Origin of the sequence: Ferroplasma sp., assembly GCF_031200575.1 — an archaeon.
Classification (GTDB): domain Archaea; phylum Thermoplasmatota; class Thermoplasmata; order Thermoplasmatales; family Thermoplasmataceae; genus Ferroplasma.
Genome location: NZ_CP133597.1, coordinates 631,369 through 647,130 on the forward strand (window position 1 = coordinate 631,369; position 15,762 = coordinate 647,130).

17 protein-coding genes and 1 tRNA gene are annotated in these 15,762 nt (G+C 38.3%); 11 read left to right on the forward strand and 7 right to left on the reverse strand.

Annotated features, from left to right (window positions below; all coding sequences use genetic code 11):
- Positions 1-44 precede the first annotated feature (44 nt).
- Both RE471_RS03540 and RE471_RS03545 read left to right on the forward strand, forming a co-directional pair.
- Positions 45-1,757, forward strand: a complete 1,713-nt coding sequence (locus tag RE471_RS03540; RefSeq protein WP_309215408.1) for an ABC transporter ATP-binding protein — start codon at positions 45-47, stop codon at positions 1,755-1,757.
- On the forward strand, positions 1,741-3,459 hold the full coding sequence (locus RE471_RS03545; RefSeq protein ID WP_309215409.1) for an ABC transporter ATP-binding protein: 1,719 nt from the start codon (positions 1,741-1,743) through the stop codon (positions 3,457-3,459). The genes RE471_RS03540 and RE471_RS03545 overlap by 17 nt, the downstream gene beginning before the upstream one ends.
- A gap of 4 nt (positions 3,460-3,463) precedes the next feature.
- On the opposite strand, the gene RE471_RS03550 is transcribed toward RE471_RS03545, so the two are convergent.
- A complete protein-coding gene (locus tag RE471_RS03550; protein WP_309215410.1) occupies positions 3,464-3,841 on the reverse strand; it encodes a MazG-like family protein in 378 nt (125 codons plus the stop codon).
- Positions 3,842-4,117: 276 nt separating this feature from the next.
- On the opposite strand from RE471_RS03550, the gene RE471_RS03555 reads away from it, so the two are divergent.
- Positions 4,118-4,684 carry a MarR family transcriptional regulator gene (locus RE471_RS03555; RefSeq protein ID WP_309215411.1) on the forward strand — a complete coding sequence of 189 codons (567 nt, stop codon included), beginning with the start codon at positions 4,118-4,120 and terminating at the stop codon, positions 4,682-4,684.
- A 55-nt stretch (positions 4,685-4,739) separates the two neighbouring features.
- Positions 4,740-5,108 (forward strand): hypothetical protein, encoded by a 369-nt coding sequence (locus RE471_RS03560; protein WP_309215412.1) that lies wholly within the window; start codon positions 4,740-4,742, stop codon positions 5,106-5,108.
- Positions 5,109-5,300: 192 nt separating this feature from the next.
- On the opposite strand, the gene RE471_RS03565 is transcribed toward RE471_RS03560, so the two are convergent.
- Positions 5,301-5,385, reverse strand: a tRNA-Leu gene (locus RE471_RS03565).
- 180 nt (positions 5,386-5,565) lie between these two features.
- Here RE471_RS03565 and RE471_RS03570 point away from each other — a divergent pair.
- The gene (locus RE471_RS03570) at positions 5,566-5,772 is read left to right on the forward strand and encodes a KEOPS complex subunit Pcc1 (RefSeq protein ID WP_309215414.1); all 207 of its coding nucleotides are present in this window, start codon (positions 5,566-5,568) and stop codon (positions 5,770-5,772) included.
- Between the two features lie 2 nt (positions 5,773-5,774).
- Here the strand turns inward: RE471_RS03570 and RE471_RS03575 are convergent, their stop codons facing one another.
- Complete coding sequence (locus RE471_RS03575; protein WP_298275827.1) at positions 5,775-6,710, reverse strand: transcription initiation factor IIB; 936 nt, start codon at positions 6,708-6,710, stop codon at positions 5,775-5,777.
- Between the two features lie 10 nt (positions 6,711-6,720).
- Positions 6,721-6,933, reverse strand: a complete 213-nt coding sequence (locus tag RE471_RS03580; protein ID WP_309215416.1) for a hypothetical protein — start codon at positions 6,931-6,933, stop codon at positions 6,721-6,723.
- Between the two features lie 217 nt (positions 6,934-7,150).
- Here RE471_RS03580 and RE471_RS03585 point away from each other — a divergent pair, with 217 nt between their 5' ends.
- On the forward strand, positions 7,151-8,068 hold the full coding sequence (locus RE471_RS03585) for a transcription initiation factor IIB (protein ID WP_309215417.1): 918 nt from the start codon (positions 7,151-7,153) through the stop codon (positions 8,066-8,068).
- Between the two features lie 15 nt (positions 8,069-8,083).
- Here the strand turns inward: RE471_RS03585 and RE471_RS03590 are convergent, their stop codons facing one another.
- On the reverse strand, positions 8,084-8,824 hold the full coding sequence (locus RE471_RS03590) for a methyltransferase domain-containing protein (RefSeq protein WP_309215418.1): 741 nt from the start codon (positions 8,822-8,824) through the stop codon (positions 8,084-8,086).
- Between the two features lie 14 nt (positions 8,825-8,838).
- Positions 8,839-9,405, reverse strand: coding sequence for a GMP synthase subunit A (locus RE471_RS03595; RefSeq protein ID WP_309215419.1), 567 nt, complete (start codon positions 9,403-9,405; stop codon positions 8,839-8,841).
- Positions 9,406-9,588: 183 nt separating this feature from the next.
- Here RE471_RS03595 and RE471_RS03600 point away from each other — a divergent pair, with 183 nt between their 5' ends.
- Both RE471_RS03600 and RE471_RS03605 read left to right on the forward strand, forming a co-directional pair.
- Positions 9,589-10,194, forward strand: coding sequence for a hypothetical protein (locus RE471_RS03600; RefSeq protein WP_309215420.1), 606 nt, complete (start codon positions 9,589-9,591; stop codon positions 10,192-10,194).
- A 147-nt stretch (positions 10,195-10,341) separates the two neighbouring features.
- Entirely contained in the window at positions 10,342-10,740 is a 399-nt protein-coding gene (locus RE471_RS03605; protein WP_309215421.1) for a metal-dependent transcriptional regulator, read from the forward strand.
- Here the strand turns inward: RE471_RS03605 and RE471_RS03610 are convergent.
- The gene (locus RE471_RS03610; RefSeq protein ID WP_309215422.1) at positions 10,737-11,309 is read right to left on the reverse strand and encodes a 2,3-diphosphoglycerate-dependent phosphoglycerate mutase; all 573 of its coding nucleotides are present in this window, start codon (positions 11,307-11,309) and stop codon (positions 10,737-10,739) included. The two genes, RE471_RS03605 and RE471_RS03610, sit on opposite strands and share 4 nt — an antisense overlap.
- 90 nt (positions 11,310-11,399) lie before the next feature.
- Between RE471_RS03610 and RE471_RS03615 the strand changes: the two genes are divergently transcribed.
- The 3 genes from RE471_RS03615 to RE471_RS03625 are packed head-to-tail and all read left to right on the forward strand — an operon-like array spanning position 11,400 to position 15,614.
- The gene (locus tag RE471_RS03615) at positions 11,400-13,316 is read left to right on the forward strand and encodes a thioredoxin domain-containing protein (RefSeq protein ID WP_309215424.1); all 1,917 of its coding nucleotides are present in this window, start codon (positions 11,400-11,402) and stop codon (positions 13,314-13,316) included.
- Between the two features lie 25 nt (positions 13,317-13,341).
- On the forward strand, positions 13,342-14,334 hold the full coding sequence (locus RE471_RS03620) for an NMD3-related protein (RefSeq protein ID WP_309215426.1): 993 nt from the start codon (positions 13,342-13,344) through the stop codon (positions 14,332-14,334).
- A gap of 32 nt (positions 14,335-14,366) precedes the next feature.
- Positions 14,367-15,614, forward strand: a complete 1,248-nt coding sequence (locus tag RE471_RS03625) for an arginine deiminase family protein (protein WP_309215427.1) — start codon at positions 14,367-14,369, stop codon at positions 15,612-15,614.
- Positions 15,615-15,762: the final 148 nt, after the last annotated feature.

Sequence of the window (15,762 nt, forward strand, 5' to 3'; positions counted from 1 at the left end):
AAAATACAAAAAATAAAAATAAACATAAACAATGTTTACTTACTGTGAACAGATATTCAATAATATTCAGAAATATAAGGGGTGTGTGGCATCTCATAGTGGTGGTAATAGCCTCATCGCTTGCCTATGCCTATCTGAGGCTTCTTGTTCCTTTATATATAGGAGATTCAGTTAACGAGCTTGTATCAAGGAATTATGCAATAATACTCCACTTTGCCCTTCTTATATTTTCTGTAACAGTGGCATCCTCCGTGTTCGACTTTCTGATTGATTACCTGTCCAACAAGGCCAGTCAGAAATTTGTGTACAACCTTAGAAAGAATGAATTCCATAAACTACTGTCAAAAAATTATGAGTATTTCAATAGCAATTCCACCGGCAATATACTATCTAAATTTACAATGGATATAGAAACCCTGAGGAGGCTTGTAAATATGTCTCTTTCAAACCTGTTCAGCGTGACATTCCTTATAGTCATAGCTGGAATAGAGTTAACACGGCTTTATTACGGATTTACGATAATATTCTTTATAGTGATAGCACCCATAATTTACTTTACTGTGGTAATGCAGAGAAAACAGAGAACATTCTGGAGGTCTCTCAGAAATAAATATGGAAAAATGAATAGCATAATAAATCAGAATATTATAGGAAACAGGGTAGTAAGGAGTTTTACTGCAGAGCAGGAGGAAATAGACAAATTCAACGATTCTACTGATTCATATTTTCAGGATTACCGTGGAATAGCAGGTGTCAGGTCACTATACAATCCACTCCTGACACTGCTTTTGAGCCTGGCAATTGGCTTTGTCCTCATATACGGCGGCATTGAAAGCATAGACTCCGTAATCTCTGTTGGAAGCGTCATAGCTGCGGTAAATATATTTACACTTGTGCTCAGGCCTGTAAGATTTTATGGAAGATATATATCATTCTATGAAAATGGTATGGCAAGCCTGGATAGAATAAATTCCATAAACAGTGATGGTTTTGAGACGCACGGAAATCTTGTCCCTGAAATCAAGGGAAATATAAAGCTGGAGAATCTATCATACAGTTCGGGCAAAACAACCATACTTTCAGACATAAATATGGAAATAAAAAGGGGAGACCGCGTCGCCATAGTTGGGGAAACCGGCGCAGGCAAAACCACACTGGTAAATATAATTTCCGGGCTTTACAAGAATTATACGGGCCATGCCTACCTGGATGGAAACGAGTTAAAGGAGGTTGACGATAAAATTATCAGGGAGAAGATAGGCATAGTTTCCCAGGATGCCATACTGTTCTCCGGGACAATCAGATATAACATAACCATGGGAAATGAGTACCCTGACAGTGAGGTAAAAAGGGCGGCAAGGCTTTCCATGCTGGATGACTTCATTGAAAGCCTTCCATTGGGATATGAAACTGCTGTGGGAGAAAGGGGAATCACCCTTTCAGGGGGGCAGAAGCAGAGAATTGCTATAGCCAGAATTATTGTAAGAAATCCGGAAATAATAATATTCGATGATTCAACGTCCAATCTTGATGCGGATACCGAAACACATTTCCTCAGTACAATAAGGGAATTTATAACAGGAAAAACCACCATAGTAATCAGCCACAAGCTCTCATCTGTGATGCTTGCTGACCGTGCATTTGTCCTTGAAAATGGAAGGCTGAGGGAGGAGGGAGAGATTTCTGATTTAATCCATAAAAACGGTTACTTCTCTGACCTGTTTTCCGGAAGATTCCGGGGTGATAACATTGAATAAATATTTTATAAGGCTGATCAGGGAGGTGCTCTCATACCGGCGGAATTCCAGCATAATTGTTGGATCAATACTTGCTTCATCCCTTATAGCCATGATCGGCCCGTACCTTATAGGAATAGCAACAGACTCAATCATAGCACTGAAATTCAGAATACTCATATTCCTGGCAGCGGGATACCTTGCCATATACCTGGCAAATTATGCTGCAGAAAACAGGAGGACAAAGTATATGATGAACACCTCCCAGGAGGTTATTAAAAATCTGAGAAACCGGGCTTTCAAAAAACTCCAGTATGTGCCACTTAAATATTACTCAGGCAAAAATGCTGGACAGATAATAAGCAGGATCACAAATGATGCGGAAACCCTCTCTGACTTCCTTACATTCCAGCTTCCACAGGTTGTTGCTGGAATAGCCGGAATTATAGCATCCATTATAATAATGGTCTACCTTGATCCGGTTCTAACACTTTATGCAGTTATCATAATTCCCATGCTACTGGCAACGATACTGCTGATGAATAAGAAAATAAAATTTAACTATATAAATGTAAGAAGGCGTATAGCAGAACTTACGGGAAATGTGGGCGAATCAATAAACGGAATCAAGGCCATAAAAAGTTCTGGTACAGAGGATGTGTTTAATAACAATTTCGAATCGGTAAATTCCAGGAATTACGATGCAAATGTCAGGGCTGTAAGGTTGACATCCATATTTTCCAGTATTGTCCAGGTTATAGAGGGACTGGGAATAATGATAGTCCTTTACGAGGGTGGATCGGAGGTTTTCGGAAGGGTAATCAGTATAGGAATACTGGTTTCATTTATAGTTTATGTCCAGAGTTTCTTCAACCCCATAGTCCAGTTATCCCAGTTTTATAATTCCTATCAGTCCTCATCAATTGCTATTGAAAGAATATACAAAATAATAGACGAGGATGTTGATTACAATACCGGAGGAAATAAACTCCCTGTGTTCAAAAACAAAATTTCTTTTGAAAATGTCTCGTTCGCATATGATAGGGAGAGAATAATCAACAATATCTCCATGGATATCAGAAAGGGGGAGAAAATAGCCATAATCGGAAAAACTGGGGCTGGAAAAACGACCCTGTCAGGCCTTATTCTGAACTTTTATAAGCCCACTTCCGGCTGCATAACCATGGACGGTGTTGATATAAATAACTTCAATACGCTGGAATACAGGAAGCTCTTCGGGGTCATACTGCAGGACCCGTTTCTATTTGAGGGCAGCATACTGGAAAATGTGAGGTTTGCTAGCCCTGACATCCCTGAACACACAATAAATGCGAAGATGGAAGAACTGGGACTCGCAGCAATTCTTGGGCCGCTGGGATTGGATTATGAGGTCGGTGAAAGGGGTACAAATCTATCAGAGGGCCAGAGGCAGGCAGTATCAATACTTCGGGCAGCTGTAAATAATCCACAGATCATAATAATGGATGAGGCCACCTCACAGCTCGATCTGAAAAATGAGGGCATCATTCAGAATGCAATCTTCCGGTTTATGGATGGTAAAACAATAATAATCATAGCACACCATCTGGAAACTATTGTAAATTCGGACTATATTTATTACATAGATCATGGAAGCATACTGGAGGAAGGCACCCCAGAGGATTTGATGAACCGTGGTACAAGATTCTATGATTTATATCTAAAAAATAAACTGTTAATATAATAAGCTACTGTTTATTAGAATTATCCGGCGATGGTATCTTTGTAAGTTTTCCTCTAACCTTATCTGGATTGTATCTCACATCAAGTTCCTTCATTTTCTCCATATAGGCGTCTTCAAGGTTAAAATTTAAATGATCTGCTATTGCAAGGCAGGAGAATAAAATATCAGAAACCTCATTTTTTATCATTGTAAGCGACTTTTTATCATTACCCTCCAGGATAGATTTCTCAAAATTTTGGTCCCTCCACAGTAGTATCTCCATTAGTTCATTTGACTCTATTGAACAGTTCATTGCAAGATCCTTTATAGTATGAAACTGTCGCCAGTCCCTTTTATCAATAAACTCTTTGGCTATTCGCTGAAGTTCTGATAGATCAGACATGATAATGGAGGTTAATTTATGATAAATATATTTTGATTAAATGAACTATACTGTATGATTCATCCAAGAAATTCCCTGGCCCTAAATCAAAAATTTTATCCTATACTATTTATATGTAAAATTATATAACCTAAATTGATTAAGTTTAAAATAATGTATTTCAGGCGCAAATCTGGCAAATCATAAACAGGGTTGATACATAGTGCCTGAAACAGGTAGCTTTGGCATGTGTGGTATGGTATTAAAAGCTTATTTAAAGGTAGAGGTTTATATTGCATGAAAAGTAAGGAGCATACTAATGGAGAAAACTCAAAAAAGGCAAACGAAAACTCAATTGTGAAATCGGTAGTTTTTTATGTTATCTCAATTTTCCTTTCAGTTATTATAATAATGATTTCAATTACCATAATGACAACCGTTGTTCTTCTTGGATACCGTTTGAATTTATATTATTATTACCTAATTTTCATTGTTGTATCAATCAATATCGGCATTCTTGGAGTTTCCCTCCGCGGTATTATCCATACATATCCGTTGTTTGCAGATCATAATAATGGAAAAATCATAATGGTACCATCACCTGGCCCCAAGAAAATTGACGATAACCCCCCTGGAAAAGAGATACTAACAACAGAATTTTTTTCCCAGACAGAACTTGGCATTATTGATCTCCTCATGAAGCACGGTAATGTAATGCTTCAGAGCACGATTGTTTCCTCTTCAGGAATATCCAAGGCATCAGCCTCAAGAGCCATTACATCCCTGGAAAACAAAGGAGTAATATTAAAACAAAGAAAAGGTGTAACAAATGAAATAATTCTTCCTGAAACCTATTTCAAATAGTTCCATGAAACTGGTTTCAGATAGAGTTTAAAAGCTATTCCCGAATATATAGAGTATGGAAAAGAAAATTTGGAATATGGTCTGGATACTGGTGGCGCTTGTTGCTGTTATGGCAACTATTTCAGTCGTGATGGCTGTGCTTTTCGGCAGGAATTACTATAATGGTCCTTACCCCCCGTTCAATATGCCAGCTAATATGTATGCACGCATAGGCATAGCTATTATGATGCCTGTAATGGCAATAATAACCATTATATTCGTTATAATATTTGTGCGTTTCTTACTGGCGAATGTAAGGGGCACTTACATGGAAAGACATGGTATGTGGTCCAATAATGCAGAAAACATTGCAAAAGAAAGACTGGCAAAAGGAGAAATAACTGAGGAACAGTATCAGAAGATAATTGAAACGTTAAGGAAGTAAAGGTGGATATTCTTCATAATACCCACCTTAAAAACTATTATTTTAAGGGTTCGGGATACTATTAATTTTTATGCCAATCCGGTATTAATAATTCTAACAAAATTGGATAAATTTCAAATCTACTGGTACACTATCAAGAATATTAGATTTTGATTTCTCTATAGAAAACCATAAAATGTTTGTATTATCAAATGCGGAGGGTCGGATTTGAACCGGCGAACCCCTTTGGGAACAGATTTTGAGTCTGTCACCTTTAGCCTGACTCGGTAACCTCCGCTTTTTTATGTATAGCATGTATAATGTCATACAAAGCTCAATTGTTATTGATTTTAGAGCTTATAAATTCAGTATCACAGGACTGCATAAAAATTTTAGCATTGTAATTTTTATAACAGGGCATTCCCCTCAGTATCAGCATGAAACAGAAATATCATAATATATCATATCATACCATTTTATGGAAATATGCATAACAATAGACGAAGAACACTGCAATGAATTATATAATTCACTAATACAGGACAATAATCAGGACATCTCTATGGAATGCAACGACAATAAAATAATTATTGAAATCAAAAATGCAAAAATTTCATCTATATACAATCTCATTGATGATATAGTAAGAGATTATGAAACCTTTAAAAAAATAGAGGAATTATAAATTTATTCCTCAATTGTGAGGTTGAGTTTTTCAGTCAATTCCTTGTATCTGTTCCTTATGGTTACCTCTGTTACCCCGGCTACCTCTGCAATTGCCCTCTGTGTTCTCCTCTCTCCTGTAATCAATGAGGCTATGTAAATTGCTGCAGCAGCTACCCCTGTTGGTCCCTTTCCAGATGTAAGGTCGTTATCTATTGCCATTTTCAGGATTTCCTCTGCTCTCTTTCTGGCCTCCATTGAAAGCCTCAGTTTTGAACAGAACCTGTTGACATAGTCATCAGGTTTTGATGGAAGTATATTCAATTTCAGATACCTTGCCATTATTCTGTAAGTTCTGCCGATTTCTTTCTTTTTCACTCTAGTTACAGATGCGATTTCATCAAGGGTCCTGGGCACATTAGTTATTCTGCATGCAGCATATATTGATCCTGCAACAACTCCTTCTATGGATCTTCCACGGATCATGTTCTGCTTTACTGCCTTTCTATATATGACTGCAGATGTTTCCCTCACATCGTTTGGTATGCTCAGATTGGATGCCATTCTTTCTAATTCCTGCAATGCCTGTGAAAGGTTACGTTCTGCGGCATTTGAAACCTTAATTCTTTTCTGCCACTTCCTTAGCCTGTACAGCTGGGCCCTGTTCCTGGTGGGTATAGATTTTCCATATGAATCCTTATTTTTCCATGATATATCTGTAGACAAACCCTTATCGTGTATTGTATATGTCATCGGTGAACCTGTCCTTGCCCTGCTTTCACTCTGTTCTGAGTCAAAGGCTCTCCATTCAGGTCCCTCATCAATGTAACTGTCATCAATGACCAAACCGCAGTTTGAGCATACAAGCTCTCCACGCTCATAATCTCTAACAAGCTGTGAAGAACCACATTCCGGGCATTTATCTATTTCGTAAATATTTTTTTTCTTTTCATTTGCCATTTTTATCACCTTAGCATTTTATATATATTTTCTGGATATTGCTATCTTTCCCGGATATGTATGCAAGTGCATACGGATCCCTGGTAGGTCCCAGTACTTTTGTAATTTTTCCGATAACTGCGTCATGTTCATTAACCAGTTTATTATGAAGTCCGATGCAATTATCAGCCTTCAATAATATCTCATTATTGAAAGTATGTATTATGGTGCACTCACTTTTCATATCTATTAGTAAATGCAATAAGAGTATATAAACTTACCGTAATATTATTAAAACTACCTGTTATCATATTAAAATATTCGTGCATAAACATGTATATTGCTTGTTTTGCTTAACTGTTATACAGTTTACTGATAAAATTTTAGCCCTGTTTTTAGCTCCCAAATATAATAAAGCTTTAATACTTATGGTAATATCTATTTAATATTTGGGTGTGCTTATGGAAACAGATGAAATAAAAAAATGTCCAGAATGTAACTCCACTCATCTGGTTAAGGATTATGACAGAGGAGAATTAACATGTTTTGACTGTGGCATAGTTATTGAAGATTCCCTAATAGACCAGGGCCCCGAATGGCGTTCTTTTGATTCTGAGCAGGATGAAAAAAGGGCCAGGACTGGATCACCCATGAGTTTTTTGAGCCATGATAAGGGGCTGGTAACAGAAATATCCTGGTCGAATAAAGATTATTATGGAAAACGCATACCCCATAAAAACAGGTCTCAGATTTATAGGGTCAGAAAATGGCACCAGAGAATCCGGGTAAGCAATGCGGTCGAGAGAAACCTGGCACTGGCATTGCAGGTTTTGAATGAAGATGGTGCAAAGCTGGGAATTCCGAAGGACATAAAGGAAAATGCTGCCCTTATTTACAGAAAGGCGGTAGAAAAGAATCTTATAAGGGGAAGAAGCATAGAAAGCATTGTATGCGCGGCAATTTACGCATCATGTAGAATGATTAATATTCCCAGAACCCTGGATGAAATTGCCCGTGTTTCTGACGTCAATAAAAAAAAGATAGGAAAGGCATACAGGCATCTGGCAAAAGAACTGGCCCTTAATATAAAACCCACAACCCCCTATTCATATATATCGCAGTTCTGCAATAAACTGGAACTGGATAAACAGGTAATAATGGACAGCGAACATATTATAAGGCTTGCAGGAGAAAATGGTATATCTACAGGGAAGGGCCCCACTGGAATTGCTGCAGCAGCAATATATATAGCAGCTATGAAAAATGGGAAGGCAAGAACACAGAAGGATGTTGCCAGGGTATCAGGGGTAACAGAGGTAACTATAAGGAACCGTTATAAGGAAATAAGCAAGACACTGGGAATAGAAGAACCAGAATGACTACCTACCCTGTTGTTAAATTCCTGATTTTCTTATTGCAAATGTTATAAATGCAGTGTGGTCAATTATATTATTATCCGGCCTTGTTGCATTTTCCCTGACTATGATATTCCTCTTTATGAGTTCTACCGTTTCCAGTACCTGAAATCTGTAATTTTTCATTGCAACTACATTTTTCTCCGCCTGGTTGAAGTTGGGAGAATATGTTACAAGAAAAGATCCTGGCTTCATATACTTCCTCACATTTTCTACGGCATTCCACGGATCTGGAATGTCCAGTATGGCCACATCAAATTTTCCATCCAGGGCAGCTGTTCTGATATCTCCTGCATGCGTTTCCCAGTTTTCAACAGGAATAAAGCCTGCCACTTTCTCCCTGGCCAGCGCTATGTTACTTTCACTGATATCCATGCTTGTGAGACTTCCTTCTATTCCCACTGCCTTAAGAATTCCATAACTGAGTGATCCGGTTCCTACCCCTGCCTCCAGGACCCTCTTCCCCGGAGATATCCCGGCAGCATAAATGATGTAAGACGCATCAAATGGAAGTATAACCTGGGTGTTTCGGCCAGATATCTCACTGAAAAATGCAGGGTCTGGATTTACTGCTATAAACTCCCTGTTTTTTATTTTAACAGTATCTCCGGGCTCTATACAGGCATTTCTGGGCAGATGTATCTTATCATTCCCAAAATATGCTATTAGATTTTTATCGTCCAGTATCCCTGTTAATGTATCTGACTTCAAAATAAGCATAGACTTCCACCTTATTATTTTTTACAGACACTTATGAAGTTTCTGAAAATTTCTGTTCCGTATTCTGTATTGTTTACCTCTGGATGAAATTGCACTGCAAATATATCCTTGCTTTTATGATAGAATGCCTGGACCCTGCATGTATCTGAAGATGCACACAGTATATATTCTTCTGGCAGGACCTTTATCTCATCATTATGGCTTTCCCAGACGTTAATATGCTCAGGTATTTTCTCGAAAATTGACTCACTCCTGGTAAACGTCACTTTCTTTTTTCCATACTCAGGATGCACGGCCTTTTCCACCCTGCCCCCAGAATCTAGTGCTATAAACTGTGCACCTGCACATATGCCTAAAATAGGGTAATTATGTGATTCTATGTACTCTTTAATATAACCAAGTTTTCCAATCTCCGATTCTATGCTGGCAGGTCCACCGGAAAGCACCAGGCCATCCAGGTTATCGAGCTCATGATTATCAACGGTATTCGGGTATATCTCTGAATCCACATCCAGAGACCTGATTACACGCCATTCTCTGTGTGTCCACTGGCCGCCATTATCAATAACGCCTATTTTCATTTCTTGATAATAACTTACCTGTATTTAAATTGAAAGAAATATTAGGATTCTAATATGGAACCATTCGAAGGTTATAGTATTCCAGCAATACATACCTACCTATCAGGTTTAAAAATGTTGTTTTAGCGCATATTGAACGATAGTGTTAAATATTGTCATTGATTTATTATATCGTGGTGCAGTATGAATGGTGAACGTTATTTTTACTATCTGAAACTGATAAATAACCCTCCAGAGGAATCGGTTGTTGAATATTACGTAGATCTATCCATCCAGCTGGAAAATGATTACGATCTCTCATCCACGCAGGTCAATGAGCTGGAATCATTAATAAGCAATTATATCAAAATAAAGGCAAATCCACACATTAAGGTAATAAATGCTGTTACTGGCATAGAGGAAGACCCGCCCAAGACTGTTATAGATGATTTTGGCGGAAATGCTGTATTTACGGGAAGGGAAACAAGATACGGAATCACATGGAATATCTATGAACCCCGTGCGAGCAATAATTTATTTTTCAAAAAGTGGTACTACAATGAAAAGATAGCATCCATACTGGATAAAGTTCTGGGAAAGGCCGTACCGCATAATATCCCAAACTACTTTGACATACCTCCGTGGATATTTGGAAACTTCTCATACAAGGGCATGAGATATGTACCCCTAAAAACAATAATAGACAATGCAGTTGAGATGGAAATAATACCGAATAAGTACTATCTTGTCCAGAAAGGAATAAGCAGGGAATTCATAGACAATTTAGATGATAACAATATGTGGTTATAGAAACACAGGGCCACTTTCTTAATTATCTATAGGAACCCTATTATTTATCAGGGAAGCGTGAAGCCCGCCTTCCTGGCCGGAGAATGACATCACTAGATGGTCAATGGCATCAATTAAGTTTAAATATTTTAGTATTATACTAATATCATGGAATATAATATTACCAGGAAAGAGCGGGACTGCATTGTGGCACTGCATGAAAATTCTGGTTTTCCTATAAGGCTATTCAATATAGCAGATATATTAAAAATCAAAGCTCCCACAGCATTTGAGCTTGTAAAGAGGCTCGAGTCCAAAAATATAATAAGCAAAACCAACGGTGTGATTTCCCTGACACCCTACGGCAATTCTATTTACAGTGAAATTATTATGGCACACAGGACCCTTGAACTCATACTGACCAGAAGTGGGGTAAATTCAGATAAGGCATGTGAGCAAATAGAAAAAATTGACTATTTAATGGATGACTCATCAGTGCAGAAATTATTTAAAAGCCTGGGACAGCCACAGACATGCCCTCACGGGAAACCAGTTAAATTAAGTTAATCACTGAATAAGCTTTTTATTCTTCTGGATAGAAGCAAGGACCCAACTGATAATATTTTTCCAGTTTCAGAATTGATAATAGACATGGACGCATGCCTTATGTCTATTCCGAAGCTCTCCTCCTCACAGAGGTCAAGATAGTATGAAATGGCGCATTTTATTGGGAAGGCATGGCTTACTACTATATAATTCCCTTTAAATGAATTTATAAGGTCCACCATTCTTTTCTGCTGTGATTCAAATGATTCCATGCCAAGTTCATCCCGTGACTTATCCGGTATGTCAACTATCCTCTTTCCATTGTATTCTCCAAAATCAGATTCTATTGCCCTTTCATCAGTTTTTATTTCTAAATTCAGGTATTGATTTATAATGTTTGCAGTTTCAACTGCCCTAAGCACGGGGCTGGTTATAATTCCATCAAATTTTAATCCCTTAAGCTGCTCACCTGTAAACCTCGCCTGCTCTATCCCCTCTTCAGTAAGTCTGTACCTGTTAAGTTCACTGGAAAGTATACCATTTCTGTTTGTGTAGCTTTCCCCGTGCCTTATAAGTACGACATACTTCATTGAGATTATATTATTTTGTGGTTTATAATTTTATTGAATTTGAATCTGGCTATTACAATATATTTGTATATAAAAATGCCATAGCATATTATGAACAAACTTGCAAATGAAAACAGTCCGTATTTACTGGAACATTCAAATAACCCTGTAAACTGGTATCCATGGTCAGATGAGGCATTCAATATTGCCAGGGATCAGGATAAACCAGTATTCCTCAGCATAGGTTATTCCAGCTGCCACTGGTGCCATGTTATGGAGCAGGAAAGCTTTATGGATAAAAGTGTGGCAGAAAAAATGAACGATACCTTTGTGTGCATAAAGGTTGACAGGGAGGAAAGGCCTGATATAGATAACCTCTATATGACATTCAGCCAGGTCATGACAGGGACCGGAGGCTGGCCTCTGAATCTTGTTCTGACTCCTGATAGAAAGCCAGTTTTTGCATTTACATACATACCTAAGATTTCCAGAAATAATATGATAGGTATGATGGACCTGTGCGATAATATATCCTACCTGTGGAAGAATAAACGGGATGAACTTGTTAAGAATGGGGATGAAGCCATATCCAGGCTGAAAAACATAGAAAACAGTAACAGTGGGACACAAAAAATTGATTATAGCAAATACATAGATTCTGCCTATGAATCCCTTAAGAGGAATTATGATAGGGAATACGGCGGATTCGGCAGTGCCCCAAAATTTCCATCATTCCAGCATCTCATCTTCCTCATGAATTACCATAAGAAGACAGGTGACGGAACCGCCATGGAAATGGTGGAAACCACCCTGAAAAATATGTATTTAGGTGGTATGTATGACCATATAGGCGGTGGATTCCACAGATACTCAACTGATCCGTTTTTCAGGATACCCCATTTTGAGAAGATGACCTATGATCAGGCCATGGCTATCATGGCGTATTCCTATGCTTACGATATAACACATAACGACTTCTACAGGGATGCAGTTTATGAAATATACAAATTTCTGAAAGACAATATGTTCTCTAGGGGATTTTATACCGCGGTGGATGCTGATTCAGAAAACCAGGAAGGGAAATTTTATACATGGACTTATTCTGAATTAAAGTATAACACCAGTAAGGACTTTCTTTACGATTTCAACATACTTCCGGAGGGAAATTTTTATGATAACAATTCAAGGCAGTCAGGCAGGAACATTCTATTCATGAACCGTGATGTAAAGGGCAATCCGGCCAGATTATACAGGAGCGAACTTGATAAACTGAAGCAAATACGGAATTTGAGGAAAAAACCCCTAGTTGATGATAAAATTCTTGCAGATATCAATGGACTCGTGATAAAGGCACTATCGCTGGCATCCATGGTTTTCCAGGATAAGGATATGCTTGCCACCGCAGAGGATTCAGCGGATTTTATAATGAATGACATGTACTGTAATGGAAAACTAATGCACTCCTTCAGGAACGGGTCAGCAGCAGTTGAGGGCATGTTTGATGACTATTCCTATATGGTATCAGGCCTGCTTTCACTTTACGAAGCATCACAGAATGATATATACCTGAATTATGCCAGGGAGCTTCACGAAAAACTGATCAGGAGCTTTTATGACAGTGCAAATGGTGGTTTTTACTCTGCAGGCAGTGACCTACTTGTAAGACTGAAGGAAACATACGATAACGCCATACCCTCAGGATTTTCATTTGAAATCGGAAACCTTGCAGTACTGAACTATCTGGACGGTAATTTAGAGGAGGTGCTGGATAAGTCCATAGGATCAATAGCCCCTGATATGGAAAGACAGCCCATGTTCTTTTCCTATACCATCTCAAATCTCTTCAATATGATTGAATTTTATAAGGTTGAAACTGGATCAGGTGAGGTTCTGGAGTACCTGGGAAGCCACTATCCATATAATTATTATTTCATCGGGTCAAATAGCAATGAAATATCTGTATGCGACACAAATAAATGCTTTATAGTAAAGAGCCTCTCTGATCTAAAGGGTTTAATCAAATGTTAAATAGCCTTTTGCAATGCTTAGAGTTATGAAATGTATTATTTGCGGCAAAAATGAGGCGTATAAATCAGGCATCTGCCGAAGCTGCCTTTCAGATAAAATCCAGCTCAAAGCCGAAAATATGGACATGACCGTATGCCCGAAATGCGGTGCGGTCAGGGTGAATAAATCATGGCATTACGATGATGCAGACCGTTATGTGATAAGGGCTGCAGAATCTCATATCAAATTTGATAAAAACGATAAGATTGCCAGGGTTGAAAGTTATAATATAGATGAAAATGGGGTTTCACTGGATCTTATAATTAATGATAAAAATCTCGGCGAGGTAGAAAAGGAAGTATATGTGCCTTTAAAAATTTCAAAGGAAAGCTGCCCTGTATGTAATAAGGTAACGGGATCATATTACGAATCAGTAATACAGCTGAGGACATATACAACGGAATACGGGAAAATTCTGGAGGATGCCAGAGATGCAATAGTGAAATTCATGAAGGGACTCAATAAAAATGACCCAAATTCTTTTATATCAAGGATCGACACACTGAAAGAAGGGCTGGATATCTATCTTGGGAAAAAGGAGGATGCCATTAAAATAGACAAATTGATGGAGCTTGATTACTTCTGCAACATGAAAATTACCAAATCCCTTGCCGGGAGAAAGGATAGCAAGGATCTTTTCAGGTACACGCATTTAATAAGAATACTTGACCTTGTGCCGGGGTCAGTTATTTACGGGGGGGCATATCTCATGGTTAAAACTATCAGGTCCAATACTATGGATGTTATAGATACCGGAAATGGCAACACACTAACTATAAGTTCCAAGGAGTTTTTTAGGGGGTCTTACCGTGTAATTTCTAAGGAACCAGACAGGGAAAAATTCATTGTACTGTCCAGCCATGATGGGGAATCACAGCTAATGAATTCCAGAACCTTTGATATTATGACCTTTAGAAAAGAATTCAGCGGGAAGGAAATTGATCTCTACAGGTATGAGGATAAATTTTACCCTCTGTGAAAAGCATTTTAAATCCATTGCAATACTCAGGCATGGAAATAAAGTCTGAGTGGGGTAGATTGAACAGGGTTATTATGCACAGGCCGGGAACGGAAATCACATATGCCATGCTGGCCCCAAAGCCATTTCTGTTTGAAAGGCCGTTCAATTACTCCATTGCCAAACGAGAGCATGAAAATCTTCAGCAGGTGCTGGAGGAAAACGGTGTGCATGTGGACATACTGGAGGATTTAATTGTTAATGAGGCAGAAAGGAATTCCTCGTTCAGGAGGAAACTGGAGGAAAAGATTCTTTCACTTGTGAATTTTTACGGAACCAGCGAATCCATGGAAAATGCCAGGAAGGATATGGAAAAAAACATAGGGTACGTTGATTCACTGTCCCTATTTCAGGCCCTGATAATGGAGCCATCCATTGATTTAAAAGAGTATGTTTCAGGAATTCAGTATCCAAGGGTATATTCAAATTTGCCGCTTGCCAACCTTTACTTTATGAGAGATCAACAGGCAGTATCCTCCGGTGTTCTCATAGGTAATATGAAAATGCAGCAGAGGAGAAAGGAAACTGATATAACCTCATTTGTATTCCGGGAAATCCTGGGTGCAAAGATCAAAAGCATAAAGAATGGCTTCTTTGAGGGTGGTGATTTTATCCCTGCAGGAGATTTCTGCCTCATAGGAAAGGGGAATAGAACGGACGAGGCAGGAGCAGAAGAGGCAATGAATTCGGGAATCTTTAACTTTGACAGGATAGTAATTATTTCAAACCCGATATATAATTTTATGGATGGCCATGACATCATGGTAAATATGCATCTGGATACATATTTCAATATACCTGCTGCAGGAACTGTGATTACATCTGTTGAGCTGGCGAAATCTGCCGAGGCAACAGTATACGTTCGTAATTCTGGGAATACATACTCAGAGGACTCTAAAACAACCCTGTATCAATTCATGAAAGATGAGGGATATAATTTCATAGATCTGGGCATAAGCGAGCAGCTTTCATATTCATCCAATTTCCTTACTGTTTCGGATGGAAAGATAATTGCCATAGATTCCTCAAGAGTCATAGACAAGCTTCTTGCTGAGAATGTCTTTGATAGTTCAACCAGGGATAGAATAATTAAGGACATACAGATGAGAAAAGGTAAAATGTTTCCGGATAGTAAGGAGATCCGTGAAAGTGGTGTGGATGTAATAAAAATAGATCTCAGTGAAATAACTGGGGGATATGGCGGTGCCCACTGTATGACATCTGCAGTTGATAGGGCATAACATAAAGAGATAAAGGAACTGATCTCCTATCTCTGAAATATTTTCTAAACTACCACATTAACCTGCACACAATTTAAATCTTAGTTGATTTTTATATCAGGCATTCCTTAAGCCATTCATGCAATGAAATAACACTTAAAAGGTGCTG